14 protein-coding genes are annotated in these 15,474 nt (G+C 43.0%); 12 read left to right on the top strand and 2 right to left on the bottom strand.

Annotation, left to right across the window (positions count from 1 at the left end; translation table 11 throughout):
* Window positions 1-157: 157 nt before the first annotated feature.
* The 10 genes from E0H81_RS06230 to E0H81_RS06185 all read left to right on the top strand — a co-directional run bounded on the left by E0H81_RS06230 (window position 158) and on the right by E0H81_RS06185 (window position 11,138).
* Complete coding sequence (locus E0H81_RS06230) at window positions 158-1,006, top strand: SDR family NAD(P)-dependent oxidoreductase (RefSeq protein WP_131267521.1); 849 nt, start codon at window positions 158-160, stop codon at window positions 1,004-1,006.
* Between the two features lie 297 nt (window positions 1,007-1,303).
* Window positions 1,304-2,812 carry an amidohydrolase family protein gene (locus E0H81_RS06225; RefSeq protein ID WP_131317447.1) on the top strand — a complete coding sequence of 503 codons (1,509 nt, stop codon included), beginning with the start codon at window positions 1,304-1,306 and terminating at the stop codon, window positions 2,810-2,812.
* Window positions 2,813-2,909: 97 nt separating this feature from the next.
* Window positions 2,910-4,391: a putative porin gene (locus tag E0H81_RS06220; RefSeq protein WP_131317445.1), complete on the top strand. Its 1,482-nt coding sequence runs from the start codon at window positions 2,910-2,912 to the stop codon at window positions 4,389-4,391.
* Between the two features lie 24 nt (window positions 4,392-4,415).
* The gene (locus tag E0H81_RS06215; protein ID WP_131317442.1) at window positions 4,416-5,471 is read left to right on the top strand and encodes an ABC transporter substrate-binding protein; all 1,056 of its coding nucleotides are present in this window, start codon (window positions 4,416-4,418) and stop codon (window positions 5,469-5,471) included.
* Window positions 5,472-5,486: 15 nt separating this feature from the next.
* On the top strand, window positions 5,487-6,737 hold the full coding sequence (locus E0H81_RS06210; RefSeq protein WP_131317440.1) for an MFS transporter: 1,251 nt from the start codon (window positions 5,487-5,489) through the stop codon (window positions 6,735-6,737).
* The gene (locus tag E0H81_RS06205; RefSeq protein ID WP_378235434.1) at window positions 6,731-7,576 is read left to right on the top strand and encodes an ABC transporter permease; all 846 of its coding nucleotides are present in this window, start codon (window positions 6,731-6,733) and stop codon (window positions 7,574-7,576) included. The genes E0H81_RS06210 and E0H81_RS06205 overlap by 7 nt, the downstream gene beginning before the upstream one ends.
* Before the next feature lie 2 nt (window positions 7,577-7,578).
* Entirely contained in the window at window positions 7,579-8,400 is an 822-nt protein-coding gene (locus E0H81_RS06200) for an ABC transporter permease (protein ID WP_131317436.1), read from the top strand.
* A gap of 2 nt (window positions 8,401-8,402) precedes the next feature.
* Window positions 8,403-9,431: an ABC transporter substrate-binding protein gene (locus E0H81_RS06195; RefSeq protein ID WP_131317434.1), complete on the top strand. Its 1,029-nt coding sequence runs from the start codon at window positions 8,403-8,405 to the stop codon at window positions 9,429-9,431.
* A gap of 20 nt (window positions 9,432-9,451) precedes the next feature.
* Entirely contained in the window at window positions 9,452-10,285 is an 834-nt protein-coding gene (locus tag E0H81_RS06190; RefSeq protein ID WP_131317432.1) for an ABC transporter ATP-binding protein, read from the top strand.
* Between the two features lie 22 nt (window positions 10,286-10,307).
* Window positions 10,308-11,138: an ABC transporter permease gene (locus E0H81_RS06185; RefSeq protein ID WP_131317430.1), complete on the top strand. Its 831-nt coding sequence runs from the start codon at window positions 10,308-10,310 to the stop codon at window positions 11,136-11,138.
* 192 nt (window positions 11,139-11,330) lie between these two features.
* On the opposite strand, the gene E0H81_RS06180 is transcribed toward E0H81_RS06185, so the two are convergent.
* On the bottom strand, window positions 11,331-12,428 hold the full coding sequence (locus E0H81_RS06180) for a sigma-54 interaction domain-containing protein (protein WP_131317428.1): 1,098 nt from the start codon (window positions 12,426-12,428) through the stop codon (window positions 11,331-11,333).
* A 224-nt stretch (window positions 12,429-12,652) separates the two neighbouring features.
* Between E0H81_RS06180 and E0H81_RS06175 the strand changes: the two genes are divergently transcribed.
* Window positions 12,653-12,868, top strand: a complete 216-nt coding sequence (locus tag E0H81_RS06175) for a TOBE domain-containing protein (RefSeq protein WP_067725863.1) — start codon at window positions 12,653-12,655, stop codon at window positions 12,866-12,868.
* Window positions 12,869-12,905: 37 nt separating this feature from the next.
* Entirely contained in the window at window positions 12,906-13,727 is an 822-nt protein-coding gene (locus E0H81_RS06170; protein ID WP_131317426.1) for an ABC transporter ATP-binding protein, read from the top strand.
* Between the two features lie 115 nt (window positions 13,728-13,842).
* On the opposite strand, the gene E0H81_RS06165 is transcribed toward E0H81_RS06170, so the two are convergent.
* Entirely contained in the window at window positions 13,843-15,204 is a 1,362-nt protein-coding gene (locus E0H81_RS06165; protein ID WP_131317424.1) for an LLM class flavin-dependent oxidoreductase, read from the bottom strand.
* Window positions 15,205-15,474: the final 270 nt, after the last annotated feature.

The following is a 15,474-nucleotide window of genomic DNA, read 5'->3' as shown; positions in this document are numbered from 1 at the left end:
GGCCAGATGCGCTTTGATCTTGCTATTGGTCATATATTATATTGACAATATGTATTGTCAAAATTATATTGGATGGATGAACTGCACTTCATCACAACAGAAAAATAATCGCGATGTTTAGGTGAATGGTGCAGAAAAAATTGGATAAGGATGAGTCATGAAAAATTTTAAAAATAAAGTCGCTGCAATTACCGGTGCGGGTTCAGGGATTGGCCAGCAGTTGGCGGTTCTTTTGGCAAAACAGGGTTGTCATTTGTCCTTAAGTGATGTGAATGAGCAAGGTTTGGCGCAAACAGTTGAACTGGTCAAAGACAGTCATGTGCGTGTAACCACCCAAAAACTGGATGTGGCTGACCGCGATGCCATGAAAGCATGGGCTGCGGATACCGTGCAAAATCATGGTTCAGTCAACATGATTTTCAACAATGCCGGGGTCGCGCTGGGTTCAACCGTTGAAGGGGCAAGTTACGAAGAACTGGAATGGATTGTCAATATTAACTTCTGGGGTGTGGTCTATGGCACCAAAGAGTTTTTACCTTTAATCAAGAAGTCGGGTGATGGGCATGTCATCAACATTTCCAGTCTGTTTGGTTTAACGGCACAACCGACCCAGTCTGCCTATAACGCGACCAAATTTGCGGTACGGGGTTTTACTGAATCGCTGCGTCAGGAACTGGATATGGAAAACTGTGGCGTAAGTGCGCTCTGTGTTCACCCAGGCGGTATTCGGACCAATATTGCCAATGCGGCAAAAATGAATGACAGTATACGAACTTTAGGTATGCATCCGGAAAAATCGGCTAAAGCCTTTAATAAATTATTACGTTGCCCACCTGAAGAAGCCGCACGTCAAATTATTGAAGCAGTGCAAAAAGATAAACGCCGTTTGTTGATTGGTAACGATGCCAAAGCTGTTGATTTGATGCAGCGCATTTTGCCGACCGGTTATCAGCGTATCATGGCATTCGCCACTAAATTGGGCAATAAGAACAAGAAATCGGCTTAAAATTCTAGCCATTTAAACCCGCGCATAGCGGGTTTTTTTATATCTGAAATATCCCGAAACTGGCTAAAACAGGATTTAAGTCTAAAAAGCCCTTATATCTAAAAATAAGAAATAAAAATACAGAATCGAGCTGAATTTAAATAAGCAAGTGTTGAAATATCAACAGATATACCGCGTTAAAACCAACAGGCTTAGTTGGAATAAAATTAATAAGTTAATTTAAAACAATAACTTAAATAGTTGGCATGGTTGTTGCGAAATAAGAATCACAGAACAATGAAAATTAGAGGAATAGCCATGACCAGTTTACAAGCTTTAAAAGCCAGAAATTCCCGTTCAGCGGAAGTGAAAGCAGAGCTGGATTATCCAGTGATTGATACGGATATTCATACCAATGAATTCAGTCCATTGCTCGAAGACTATATTGCACAATATGGTGGCGCAAAAATAGTTGACACCTTTCGTGAACATTTAAACAGTAATGGTTTAAATGTACTGGCTGCAGAATGGTATCGTGCAACGCCACAAGAGCGTCAAGACAAGCGTTTATTCCGTCCACCATTTTGGGCGTCACCTGCACAAAATTCTTATGATTTGGCAACGGTGTCTTTACCGGGTTTATTATATGAACGTCTAGAAGAGCAAGGAACAGATTATGCGGTGCTTTACCCAAATATTTCTTTGTTCCCAATTAACTCAAGCAATGATGATTTACGCCGTAGCTTAACGCGTGCAATTAACCATTATCATGCGGATATTTATCGTCCTTATGCCGACCGTTTAACCCCAGTGGCTGCTATTCCTTTGAATACTCCAGAAGAAGGGATTGAAGAATTACAACATGCAGTGAGTTTGGGCTTAAAAACAGCGCTTATTCCGGGTTCGATTCGCCGTCCGGTAAAATCGATCGCTGAAAAATACCCAGATGATGCAGAACTACGTCGCTATGCCTATTGGTTAGATTTTTTTGGCATCGATAGCGCACATGATTACGATCCGTTCTGGCAAAAGAGTATTGATCTTGGGGTTAATCTTTCGACCCATTCAGGCAGTCAAAGTTGGGTGGCACGTAATTCACCAACCAACTACATGTTTAACCACATTAACCATTTTGCGGATGCATCTGAAGGATTGGCGAAAGCATTATTCTTTGGTGGCGTGACCGAGCGTTTCCCACAATTACGTATCGCACTTTTAGAAGCAGGTGCAGCTTGGGGCGCCAATGTATTGACGCATTTGGTCGACCGTTTTGAAAAACGCGGTAATGAGCATATTCAGCAATATAACCCTGCAAATGTTGATCGTGAATTGGTGCTGAGTTTGTATCGCCAATATGGTCAAGAGCTATTCCGGGGTCGTGACTATAGCGATGATGAAATTCTTGAGCATATTTTTGGCATTATTTTGCCGTCCCATTACCGTGAGCAAAATCCGCAAGATATTAATGACTTTGCTTTAGCTAAAGTACAAAACAAACAAGATATTTTTGATCGTTGGGTACCAAACTTCTACTTCGGTAACGAAGCTGATGACCGCACGATTGTTGGCGCATTGCATCCTCAAGCAACACCGTTTAATCAAAAAATAAATGCTTTATTTTCATCAGATTCAGGTCACTGGGATGTACCAGAGCTGACTGAACCTTTGGCTGAAACTTGGGATTTAGTCAAAGAAGGTGCGATTACTGAAGCTGACTTTAAAGCCTTGGTGTTTGATAACCCTTACCGTTTTTATACTGCAAACAACCCGGATTTCTTCAAAGGCACGCAAGTGGAAGAAAAACTGAAGAACAAACAGGCCGCATAACCCGTATTTCCAACGCACTACATTTACCCCCAAGTCCTTGGCTTGGGGTTGGGGCAGCTTTGCGCTTTGGGGCACAAAAAAGAAGTGAAATGAGAGTATGAAAAAAACATCCTTAAACCTTGCAGTGGCATTAGTTTTATCTGCAACCAGTCAATTGAGTTTTGCCAGTGACGCTGACTTACAAAAGCAGCTGAGCAGCTTGAAACAACAAATTGAAACCCTGCAACAACGCTTAAATGCTGTCGAAGCGCAACCCCAAACCAAAGCGGCTGTTGTTGCACCGGTGAATGACAGTATAGAAAGTTATAGCAGTGAAGATATTGAAGCATCTGAATTGGCTGCAGGTCCAACACCTGCAACCTCAGATGATGTGGAAGGTTTACGTGCCGATGTAGAAAACTATAAATATGATCAGTCGCGTCAGTACGAGCGCCAAACGGTGAAGTCGGCACGTGATACGACTTTATTCGGTACGGTGCAACTGCGTGCCAATGTGCAAGACAATAACACTGCACCCAATACGCCTAAATCAACCTTTGATATTGGTACGGCATTACTGGGCGTACGCGGTAACTTGTTTAAAGATTATAACGAAGGCAAAAACCTCGATTACCAAGCCTCTTTTGGTTATTCAAAACGTAATGATGGCAGCAACAACAGCAATTTTAACCTGCTGGATGCTTATTTGCGTTATCACGTGCTTTCGACTAACTCAGGACTCGAGACAGCAAAACTGAACCTGACATTGGGTCAACAATTGCTACCGTTTGGTCTAGATGTCCAGTCACCTGAAGACTTACGCCCCACCATCAGCACTGCAACTGCACCAACATATTTGGGTTTATTTACCCGTCAAAACGGCCTGATTGTTCGTGGCGATGCCAAGCCTTTTGTGGACTACGGTGCGAACTATCGTGCGCCATTGTTTGAATATGCAATTGGTGTGACCAATGGCAATGGCAGCAACAAAACCGATGACAATAATGGCAAGGATTATATTGGCCGTGTGGCATTCACTTTGCCTGTGGACTATGCCAGCTGGTTACGTGAATTCAAGGTCGGTGCGTCTTATATCAAAGGCGAAGCAAAACTATCCGGTTCAGGTATTAGCGACAATAAAGCCAAGAAAGACCGTTTAGGTTTCGATATTTATTATAACCATGCACCGTTTGGCGTGACCTATGAATATCTGCAAGGCAAGACCGATTATATCGACACGGCTGCACTTGCGGTTAAAGAAGCCAAAGCAGAAGGGCATACCTTTACCGCGTTCTATACCTTGGGTGACCAGTTCTATAACAGTATTAAATCGAATGCCAAATTTGACGATTTCTGGCCGAAATCGATTCAGGGTTACTACCGTTATGACAGCTATAACCCGAATAGAAATCAGAAAGATTATCTCGATACTGCAAGTGGTCGCATTGGTGAATACGACATTCACTCACTCGGCTTAAACCTGTTTTTTGCGCAAACCACCAAATTCCAGTTACAGCTCAACCATTACCTCTATGACATTGAGACCGCAACTCAAAAAGATACCAACGAATTGCAAGCACAATTTCAGTACACCTTTTAATTTTGATTGTTAAGGAACAGTTCGATGAAGCTTTTTTCAAAAAAAATTGCCGCAACATTTTTAGCGCTCTCTGCACTCGGTTTAAGTTTACACATCCATGCTGCCAATCCCAAAGAAATTCGAATTTCTATGTCAAGTGCCGGTGAGGGTGGCAAACCTAAAGTGGGGGGAAGTTTTGCCGCTTCAGCCAATTTACGTGGTGTGTTGGAACAAGAATTTAAAAAAGATGGTATTGCTGTGAAGTGGTTATTCTTCCCGGGTGCAGGCCCCGCAACTAATGAGGCTTTAGCCAATGGCAAAGTCGACTTTGCTTTACACGGGGACTTACCTTCATTGGTGGGTCGTTCTACTGGACTTAAAACCAAAGTGTTGTTCTCCACTGGACATTTTGGCCCGACTTACGTGGTGGTACCAGCGGGTTCTAGTGCGAAATCTTTTGCTGATCTAAAAGGTAAGAAATTCTCAATCTTTAAAGGCACGAATGGTCAAATCGTCTTTAACCGTGTATTGGCAAAATATGGCTTTACCGAACGTGATCTACGCGTGATTTCGCAAGATGGTTATTCTGCTCGTACATCACTCGCAACAGGTGATATTGATGCCACGATTACTTCACCATTTAGTTTGGTTTCACGTGGAGTCGCAAAAACGTTAATTGAAATCAAAGATCCAAAAGTTGCAGCCGTGGCGCATTTTTGGGTGACTGAGAATTTTGAAAAACAATATCCGGAAGTCACGCAACGTGTCGTCACTACACTGATTAAACAAGCTCATTGGAGTTCGGAAGAAGCCAACCGTGTCACCCAATATAAGCTTTGGTCACAAAGCGGTATTCCATTGGTCGACTATCAAAAAACCTGGGATGGCTGGAACCTCAAAGATCGTAACAGCCCATTACTGGATGAATTTCACCGCGCACAAATCGACAGCGCATTACAAATTGCCAAAGAGGCAAAACTCATCCGCCGCGATGTCGATACCAAAACCTGGTACGAACCGAAGTATTTAAACAATGCTTTAAAAGAACTGAATTTGCAGAACTATTGGCGTCAATTTAATGCCAATGGCCAGCCTAAATAATTCAGGAATGTGGTCATGAATCCGATTGAAAGCAATGTTGTCTCTACCCCTCTAACCGCGAAATTCATGGGCAGTTTTGTGCTGCTGACAATTATTGCAGGTCTTGGGGTGGGCGTTGCCCGTATCTTGATTTCATTGTACGCCGTGCAACTTGAAGCGACAGAGCTTCAGCTTGGATTGATTGCTGCAGCACAAAGTGTCGGTATCTTGTTTATGGCGCTGCCCATTGGTGTTCTGGTGCAGCGTTTGGGTTCCCTAAAAGTTTTTAGTCTGGGCAGTGTGATGGGTGCAGCTTTATATGCACTGACACCGCTACAGGAAAGTGCTTGGTATTTACTCATTGTGACGGCATTGGTGAGCTTTGTTTTACCGATGCGTTTTGTCTCAATTAATACCGTTTTTCTGAGCAATTTAAAACGTCTCGGCCCGGCCAAAGCAGGCTGGTTCCGCGGTTCACACATGATGGGTTTTTTCCTGATTGCACCGGCTTTAACCGTATTGCTGATCCAGCATTTTGGTTATGGCGGCAGCTTTTACTGGGTGGCGTTTTTATTTTTGGGAACACTAATCTTTGCGCCATTTTGTTTTCAGCAGATTCATCAAACCGCAGCCAATGCACCCAGCTTTCAATGGCGTGATGTAGTTGCACCGCTGGCATTACTGAAAACCCATGCAGCGCTGCGTATGGTTTGCGCCTTAGAGTTTTTAAGCAGTGTCGCGAATAATTATTTTGGTTTTTTCATTGTGGTTATCGCCATTCAAAGTTTTTCCCTGTCTGAATCCGTCGCGGTGATGCTGCTCACCACACAAGGGATCGTCTTTGTCGGTTCTTTATTCACACTAGGTGGTTTGGCCGAACTGATTGGCTATGCCAAGTTTTACTGGATTGGACTGAGCTTGATCAGCAGCGCATTACTCATTTTAGCCATCACACCCATTACTTTTTGGATGTGGCCGGCATCGCTGATGTTGGGACTCGGTTTAGGCATGTTGCACATTGCCAATTTCATGTCTTTTGCCAAAGTGGGCGAACAAACTGCCATGGCAAAAATCTCTCCGATTTTGGCCTTGGTTGGGCCGGCAGGCGGCTTGTTTGGCGGCTTTTTAGGGGCAGCCTTTGGCGCCAGTCTGGGCTTGCAAAATCTATTTTTCCCGATTGGTCTGGCTTTTATTGGACTGATTTTAGTGATCTCTCGTGATCAGGCATTTATCTCTTTTTTAAAACCTGATGATTCACAACACATAGTAGAAGGACAAGAATCATGAGCCTTACCAATGTAACCGCACATTCGGTACAGTGGCAAAGTTACCGTAGTGCATTTGAATTTTTTAAGAAATACCTAAAAGTAACCTTGCAATTGGCTTGTGGTCTGCTGCTACCGGTGTTGTTGCTGGGTGTGTGGTATGTAGCAACACTCAAACAGTGGCTGCCGGAACAGATTTTGCCAGCACCACAATTGGTGTGGAGCACAACCGTTGAACTGTGGCAGTCGGGTGATTTGCAATTTCACTTTTTGATCAGTGCCAAACGTATTTTATGGAGTGTGTCTTTAGGTGTCAGTATTGGTTTGAGCCTTGGGATCTGGTTTGCATTGTCTCAGCGTGCGCAACGTTTTGTCTTGCCAAGTATTCATTTACTCACTCAATTTCCAATCATCGGTTGGATTCCACTGTTAATGATTTTCTTGGGCATTGATGAAGCCTTGAAGATTGTTGCGATCTCACTTGCTGTGATTTCTCCAGTATTGATTGCAACCTTTAAAGGCATTCAACAAGTGCCAAATCGATTGCTTGAAGTGGCACAAGTCTACCAATTCTCTAAATTCCAGACTTTTTCCAAAGTGATTTTACCGGCAAGCCTGCCTGCGATCATTAGTGGTTTGCGCCAAGGTGTGATGCAAGCCTGGTTGGCTTTGGTGTTTGTGGAATTACTGGCAAGCAGTGAAGGCATTGGCTTTCTGATGGTTTGGGGACGCCAGCTCATGCAGATGGATATTATTTTCATGGGCATTATTTTAATTGGCATCACGGGCTTTGTTCTGGACAGCGTATTGGCCGCCTTTGAACGCCTGGCTCGTTTTTACGCAACGCGAGTAGGGGATTAATCATGTCAGAACTCAGTCTTGAAAAATCAGCAATCAGCGTAAATTCAGGCTTTGAAAAAAGTCTTAAAGTGCTACACGCCTTGATTTTACCGATCGCCTTTATTGTACTTTGGGCAGTCGCTTCAGCTTTACAGTGGCTCGATCCGAAACTGATTCCATCGCCATTGACCGTGTTAAGCGGTGCAATTCAAAGCTTTAGCCAACCCGAATTCTGGCAAGGTTTTGTGGCAAGTCTAAGCCGTAATTTCACCGGTTATGCCATTGGCACAAGCTTGGGTGTAGCGTTTGGCGTTGCACTCGGTACCACGCGTTGGGTCAGCTGGATTTTTGCGCCCAGCTTTAATGTGTTACGCCAAGTATCGCTATTTGCATGGTTGCCGTTGATCTCGACCTTTTTAGGATATGGCAACGGCGCCAAAATCTTATTTATTAGTCTTTCTGTATTTTACCCTGTGGCGCTACATAGCTTAGAAGGCGTCAGCAGCATTAGCGCGAAATACCGCGAAGTCGCAAGAGTGTATCAATTTCCAAAACTATATACCTACCGCAAACTGATTTTACCGGCAGCAAGTCCGCAGATTTTTGTCGGTCTGCAACTGGGCTTGATTTTCGCATGGCTGGCAACCGTAGGTTCAGAATTTTTATTGGCCAATTATGGGGTTGGACTCGGTAATTTGGTGATTCGTGGTCGCGAACAGTTCAATGTATCCTTGATTATTTTAGGCATGCTGAGCATTGGTATTGTCGGGGTGATTTTAAACAGCATCCTTGCCCGTATAGAACGAAAAGTACTGCGCTGGCAGCAGCGTAGCCAGGAGAAATAACAATGAAAATACTTCCTGAATTTTGGCAAAAAGCGGTCTTGGCTGCAGTGATCGGTGCAAGTGTGATTGCAGGCTGTAGCACGCAGCAGGTCGATAAAAATCCCACGACAGAAGTCACCTATTTACGTTATCAAAGTTACCCGGGTTTAGTGTCGCTACCTGAACTGGCGCAAGACTTGGGCTATTTGGGCAAAATCAAACTGGATTATGTCGGTACGGTACAAGGCGGCCCACAAGACTTACTGACTCTGGTTTCTGGTGATGTCGATTTTGCTTCAGCCTTTAATGGCGCCGTGGTGAAAGTCATTGCCGCAGGGCTGGATGTTGTGCCTGTAGTTGCCTCTTATGGCAGTGATGAAGAGATGAATGCAGGTTTCTATGTACTGGAAAACAGCAAGATTCGTGGCGCACGTGATTTTATGGGTAAAAAAGTTGCAGTGAATGCCTTTGGCGCACATTACGAATTTATCGTCAAAGATTATTTGTTGCGTCATGGTTTAACTGAAAAAGAGATTCGTGATGTTGAGCTGATTGTGCTGCCACCTGTGAGTGCCGAGCAAGCCTTGCGTAATGGACAAATTGATATTGCCGTATTTTCCGGAATTTTGGAAAAACGTGCCTTAAAAACCGGTGGCGTACGTCCAGTGTTTAAAGATATTGAGTTATACGGGCCATTTACTGCGGGCAGTTATTCAATGCGCAAAGACTTTATTGCCCAACACCCTGATGCCGCAAAAACCTTTGTCAGCGGCGTGGCGCGTGCGCAAGAGTGGTTGCATAACACGCCAAAAGAGCAAATTGTGGCGCGTATGGAAAACATTATTGATAAACGTCAGCGTAACGAAACCAAAGTGTTGATTCCGTATTACACGGGAACTGGTGTGCATGCGCTGGGCGGCGTACAAAAAACTCAAGACTTCGAGCCATGGGTCAATGCCTTGGTGCAAGAGCAAAAACTTAAACCGAATCAATTGAATGTCAGCACGCTCTACAGCAATGAATTCAATCCTTATGCAACGCTCAAAAATTAAGATTAGAAAGGAATATAACAATGACCAGTGCCTTAAATTTAGATCATGTGCGTAAGGTATTTCCTGCGCAAAATCATCCCAGCAGTAAAAATTACAAACCTGAATTCGTGGCGGTTGAAAATGTCACTCTAGATATTCAGCAAGGAGAATTTGTTTCGATTGTTGGACCAAGTGGTTGCGGTAAATCGACTTTACTGGATCTGATTGCCGGTTTAACCAAGCCATCTTCGGGACAAATCCTACTCAGCGGCAAGCAAATTACCCAACCCGGTCTGGATCGCGGCATTGTGTTTCAGCAATACGCGCTGTATCCATGGCTGACCGCTTTAGAAAATATTGAATTTGGGTTAGAGGCCAAAGGTGTAAACAAGAAAACCCGCCGTGAAAAAGCCCAGTATTATCTGCAACTGGTCGGACTATCCGGTTTTGAAAAGCATTATCCGAATGAGCTTTCAGGTGGGATGAAACAGCGGGTGGCGATTGCGCGCAGCCTGGCGTATGAGCCTGAAATTTTATTGATGGATGAGCCGTTTGCCGCACTGGATGCACAGACCCGTGAAACCTTGCAAGAAGAGCTGATGAAAATCTGGCAAAGCTCGAAAAAGACCATTGTTTTCATCACCCATAGTATTGATGAAGCGATTTTCCTCAGTCAACGCGTGGCAATTATGACCTCTAGACCGGGACGGATTAAGGAAATTATCGACATTCCAGCCAGCCTGAAAGCCAAAGGTGAGGACATCCGTTCAACGGCTGAATACGGCAAAATTCGTCATCAAATTTGGTCGCAGCTTAGCGAAGAAGTGATTAAGGCGCAGGCACTCGAAAAAGATAAACAGCTTGCTCACGCATAAATAAATAAGAGGAATATTCATCATGTCATCGACTCAACAGGCGATTCCGCATCGCCAAAGCTATACTGCGGCAAAACCACGCTTACAACTGAACTGGCTCAATACGATTTTTAAACGCAGTATTGCCATTGTTCTGTTTTTATTACTTTGGGAAAGTCTTCCGCGTTTAGGCGTAGTCAGTCCGGCATTTTTACCACCATTGTCTGTGGTACTAGATACAGCATGGCAGCTGTATCAAAGCGGGCAATTGGGCACGCATTTTAGCGCCAGTATTCAGCGCTCGATTATTGGTTTTGTTTTGGCCTTAGCGATTGCCATTCCACTGGGTCTCATTATTGGCTGGTATAAGCTGGTGGCAGAAACCTTAAATCCATTATTGGAACTGTTTCGTAATACCACTGCGCTGGCATTAATGCCATTATTCATTTTATTCTTAGGAATTGGTGAAGCTTCTAAAATCAGCTTGCTGGTTTATGCGTGCACCTGGCCGATTCTGTTAAATACCATTACTGGTGTACAAACCGTTGATCCGTTGCTGATTAAATCAGCGCGTACCATGGGTTTAAAACCGTATCAATTATTTCGTAAAGTCATCTTGCCGGCATCTGTACCGACTATTTTCGTGGGTATCCGTTTGGCAGGGGCGATCTCTATTCTTGCCCTGGTTGCGGTTGAGATGTTCGGTGCCAAAGCCGGTCTGGGTTACCTGATTATGTATTCACAATTTAGTTTTGAAATTCCGCAAATGTTTGTCGGTATTTTGGTGATTACACTGGTCGGTCTATCATTTAACTATATTTTGATTGGACTGGAAAAATACTTTACTGCGTGGAAACGTAATCCGTCGGAATAATATAAAGATTTAAAAAAGCAGTATTAAAATACTGCTTTTTTTTGATTAATAAAATAAAAATATTAATAGGTATAAAATGTGAAAATTAATATAATTTCTGAATTTTAAATAGCGCTTAAATTGGAATTTTAAAAGGATGATTATCTGCTTTTTTAGGCTGATTTTGAGTTTTTATATTAAAAATTCATCCAGTTACAATAATGCATATTTCATTAAGCGGGTACGAATCACATTACGGGTCACGCCCAGCAACCTTGCAGTATGCACCTGATTGTATTCGCAGTAACTATAGGCGCTGCGAATAAATTGCTCTTCAATCAACTCATTGATATTCAGTTGTGGCAATTGTTGTGAGGCTTGGAACAAATGCTGAAAGGTGGATTGTAATAATTTTTCAGCATCGGTATTGGCCAAAATTTCCGGCAATGCACTTGGCTCCAAATCGTTTTGCTGTACGCCCTGATTTTGCCCTTTGCTGCGGCTATGTAACAGGTTAGAAAAGCGGATATCGTCCGGTTCAATCACCCCATTTTGACTGACCAAAACTGCATGGTGAATGGTATTTTCCAGTTCACGGATGTTACCCGGCCAACGATGTTGTAATAGTTTTTTTACCGACAGTGGGCTGATGCGTAACGGCGTTGCATGCGGATCCGTTTGGTAGCGTTCCACAAAGAATTTAGCCAAGGGTAAAATGTCATCGCGACGCTCTGAAAGCTTGGGAATACGTAGCAAAGCGACATATAGGCGATAAAATAAATCCTCACGGAATTTACCTTCCAGTACTGCTTTTTCAAGGTCGACATTGGTCGCAGCAATAATACGTACGTTAATCCGAATCGGCTTGAGCGAGCCGACCCGAACAATCTCACGTTCTTGTAAAATCCGCAGTAATTTCACCTGCATCGACAGCGATAAATCACCAATTTCATCTAAAAATAAGGTGCCATTATGTGCGGCTTCAAACCAGCCAATACGCTGATGAATTGCACCGGTAAACGCACCTTTTTCATGGCCAAATAATTCACTTTCTGCCAAAGATTCGGTTAAAGCACCGCAATTCACCGCAATAAAAGGACCTTTGGTACGGTGACTTAGGGCATGAATTTGTCTGGCAACCAGTTCTTTACCGGTACCGGTTTCGCCAATAATCAAGGCATTGGCATCGCTTGGCGCAATTTGTTCAATGCGCTCAAGTAGCGCCTTTGACAGGGGATCTTCAAAGACGGTCGCTCTTGCGCGTTCGTAGCGAACCGTCTGACTGACGCTAGGATGCGTTAATATAGACATATGATTTGCTTCATTATAAAAATTCAGCTCATCATGAAATATTTAATATCGAAAAATAAATAATAAAACGATATTTAATTATCTGTTTTGCTGCATAAATGCTTTTTGATAAATATATCTGTTAAATAGATAAATAAAGCGCGCATAACTAAATATTAAATCGAGATAAATGATCAGCCAAAAGTATTTTATATTAACAACATCATAAACACAGAGTAATTATAATGACAATCACAGCCGTTAATGTACGTAACCAATTTAAAGGCGTTATTCAAGAAGTATTACAAGGTGACGTTGTTTCAGAAATAAATGTGGAAACCAAAGCCGGTCTTTTTACTTCAATTATTAGTACCCGTTCAGTCAAAGACCTTGATCTAAAAGTCGGTTCTGAAGTGGTGGTGTTGATCAAATCGACGGAAGTGTCATTGGCGAAGCTTTAATTCGCCATTGCCTCAAGCTTTACAGGAGAATTGAGATATGACACAGCAACAGACCGGCCATGTATCTATTCAGCAACTCAGTAAAACCTATCCGACTCAAAATGATGAAGCATTAACTGTACTGGACGATATTAATTTAGACATTCAACCGGGTGAATTTATTAGTATTGTCGGTAGCAGTGGTTGTGGTAAATCCACACTGTTACGCTTATTGGTGGGACTGGAAAATAGCTATCAAGGCCAGATCCAGGTGGATGGCAAAAAGATTTTTGGCACCAGTTTAAACCGCGGGATTGTGTTTCAAGACCATCGTCTTTTTCCGTGGTTAAGTGTGACAGAAAATATTCGCATTGCATTGCATCAAAGCAATTTAAGCCGTGCCGAAGAAGATGTCATCATTGATGAGCATTTAGAACTGGTCAAATTGACCAAGTTTAAAGATGCTTATCCGTCACAACTTTCCGGCGGCATGAACCAGCGCGTGGCGATTGCACGCAGTTTGGTCAATCGTCCGGAAATTTTATTTCTGGATGAGCCCTTTGGTGCGCTGGATGCCTTAACCCGTCAAAACCTGCAAGATGAATTGCAGCGGATTTGGCAAGCAGAAAAAATCACCATGGTGATTGTGACCCATGACGTTGAAGAAGCAGTATATTTAGGGGATCGCGTGGTGGTGATGCAGCCACATCCAGGTCGAATTAAACGCATTGTGGATGTACCGGTTGCGCATCCGCGTAAACGTGAAGATGTGCGTTTGCACAATATTAAAAATGATATTTTGCTCGATTTTAGTGACCCATTCAAAGATCAATTTCACAGTAAGCCAGCAAAGTTTTCCGATTACCAGTTTGCCTGGTAGTCACGTTCTATATTCGATCCAAAAGCCTGCGTCAAGCGGGTTTTTTGATAGCTATTTAAAAATAATCAGGCATAAAAAATCCCCCACCAATGAGGGAGATTCAACAGGTTTTAACTTAAGAGGCTTTTACTTCTTGACGTGCCAAAACATACTGGTTTTCAGGACGTTTCAGTCCTAAGTTTTCACGTAAGCTTGAGCCTTCATATTCGGTACGGAACAGGCCGCGGCGTTGTAGCTCAGGCACAATAAAATCAACAAAGTCATTCAGGCCGGCAGGGGTAGTTGGCGGCAGAATGTTAAAGCCATCCGCGCCTTCATTTTCAAACCAGTTTTGTAGCTCATCGACCACTTGTTCAGGCGTACCAATCAAGGTCCAGTGACCACGTGCGCTGGCGATATATTCATACAGCTGGCGAATAGTAAAATTATGTTTACGCGCAATATCAATCATCATTTGCTGACGGCTTGAGAAATTAATATCGGCATCTTCAAGTTTCGGGAATGGCGCATCTAAATCATATTTTTCTAAATTAATCCCACCCGATAGACCTGACAGTAAACTTAAACCAACTTTTGGATGAATCAGGCTATTCAGTAATTGGTATTTTTCTTGCGCTTCCTGTTCGGTTTTTGCCACAAAAATGGATACACCTGGCATGATTTTCAGGTCATCTGGCTGGCGACCATATTTGACCAGACGGCTTTTGACATCGCGGTAAAATTCCTGTGCATCGGCCAGGTTTTGTTGCGCAGTAAAGATGACTTCAGCATATTTACCCGCAAGTTCTCGGCCATCTTCAGATTGTCCCGCTTGCACAATCACAGGATAACCTTGCGGTGGGCGAGAGACGTTTAGTGGCCCCTGGACGCTAAAATATTTGCCCTTATGTTTAGGCTCGTGAATTTTATCGGCATGGAAAAATTGACCACTTTCCTTGTTATAAATAAAGGCATCATCTTCCCAGGAATCCCAAAGCTTTTGGGTTACTTCAATAAATTCATCGGCACGTTCATAACGTGTTTTCGGGTCAGGATGTTGGGTTAAACCAAAATTGCTAGCAGTGTCTGGGGATGCGGTTGTCACGACATTCCATGCTGCACGACCTTTCGAAATATGATCCAGCGAAGCGAATTTACGTGCCAATAGGTACGGGTCTTCATAAGTAGTCGATGCTGTAGCAATAAAGCCCAGATTTTTGGTCACTGCAGACAGTGCAGCAAACAAGGTCACAGGTTCAAAACCGACACCTTTATCTCCTAAACCCAATTCACCTTCAATTGCCGAACCCCAACGGACGGATAGGCCATCTGCTAAAAAGTAAGCATCGAATAAACCTTTCTCTGCGGTTTTTGCCAGCTCGATAATGTAATCAAGATTCAAGTGGTCCTGAGGGCGTGATTCAGGATGACGCCAGCCAGCAGCATGTTGAGCGGTCGCAGGAATAAAAGCACCGAGTTTAATTTGACGTTTTGACATTGTTATATCCTCTGGATTTTAATAATATTCAAAATATATAACTCAATCTTTGTGCCAAGTTAAAAATATAAAATAAACAATAAGTTAAAATGCATAATAGTTTTATGTGTTTAAAATTAAGCAGTAAAATCGTTGCTTTGTTTCAAATGAGACAGTAGAAAAAATGCAGTACTTATATGAAAAGCTCGCTATGGGCGAAGAAGGAAAATCTCTATGCTTATATTATTTTTTAGATCAATCAAAATGCTGTGATCTTTAAAAAAGACATAA

It is taken from the genome of Acinetobacter terrestris, assembly GCF_004331155.1.
Lineage (GTDB): Bacteria > Pseudomonadota > Gammaproteobacteria > Pseudomonadales > Moraxellaceae > Acinetobacter > Acinetobacter terrestris.
The sequence above is the reverse complement of the archived record's forward strand: the minus strand, read 5'-3'. Positions and strand labels throughout refer to the sequence as shown.

Coding starts and splice junctions, on each gene's coding strand:
- E0H81_RS06230 (WP_131267521.1), top strand. CDS start 158: ATGAAAAATTTTAAAAATAAAGTCGCTGCAATTACCGGTGCGGGTTCA.
- E0H81_RS06225 (WP_131317447.1), top strand. CDS start 1,304: ATGACCAGTTTACAAGCTTTAAAAGCCAGAAATTCCCGTTCAGCGGAA.
- E0H81_RS06220 (WP_131317445.1), top strand. CDS start 2,910: ATGAAAAAAACATCCTTAAACCTTGCAGTGGCATTAGTTTTATCTGCA.
- E0H81_RS06215 (WP_131317442.1), top strand. CDS start 4,416: ATGAAGCTTTTTTCAAAAAAAATTGCCGCAACATTTTTAGCGCTCTCT.
- E0H81_RS06210 (WP_131317440.1), top strand. CDS start 5,487: ATGAATCCGATTGAAAGCAATGTTGTCTCTACCCCTCTAACCGCGAAA.
- E0H81_RS06200 (WP_131317436.1), top strand. CDS start 7,579: ATGTCAGAACTCAGTCTTGAAAAATCAGCAATCAGCGTAAATTCAGGC.
- E0H81_RS06195 (WP_131317434.1), top strand. CDS start 8,403: ATGAAAATACTTCCTGAATTTTGGCAAAAAGCGGTCTTGGCTGCAGTG.
- E0H81_RS06190 (WP_131317432.1), top strand. CDS start 9,452: ATGACCAGTGCCTTAAATTTAGATCATGTGCGTAAGGTATTTCCTGCG.
- E0H81_RS06185 (WP_131317430.1), top strand. CDS start 10,308: ATGTCATCGACTCAACAGGCGATTCCGCATCGCCAAAGCTATACTGCG.
- E0H81_RS06180 (WP_131317428.1), bottom strand. CDS start 12,428: ATGTCTATATTAACGCATCCTAGCGTCAGTCAGACGGTTCGCTACGAA.
- E0H81_RS06175 (WP_067725863.1), top strand. CDS start 12,653: ATGACAATCACAGCCGTTAATGTACGTAACCAATTTAAAGGCGTTATT.
- E0H81_RS06170 (WP_131317426.1), top strand. CDS start 12,906: ATGACACAGCAACAGACCGGCCATGTATCTATTCAGCAACTCAGTAAA.
- E0H81_RS06165 (WP_131317424.1), bottom strand. CDS start 15,204: ATGTCAAAACGTCAAATTAAACTCGGTGCTTTTATTCCTGCGACCGCT.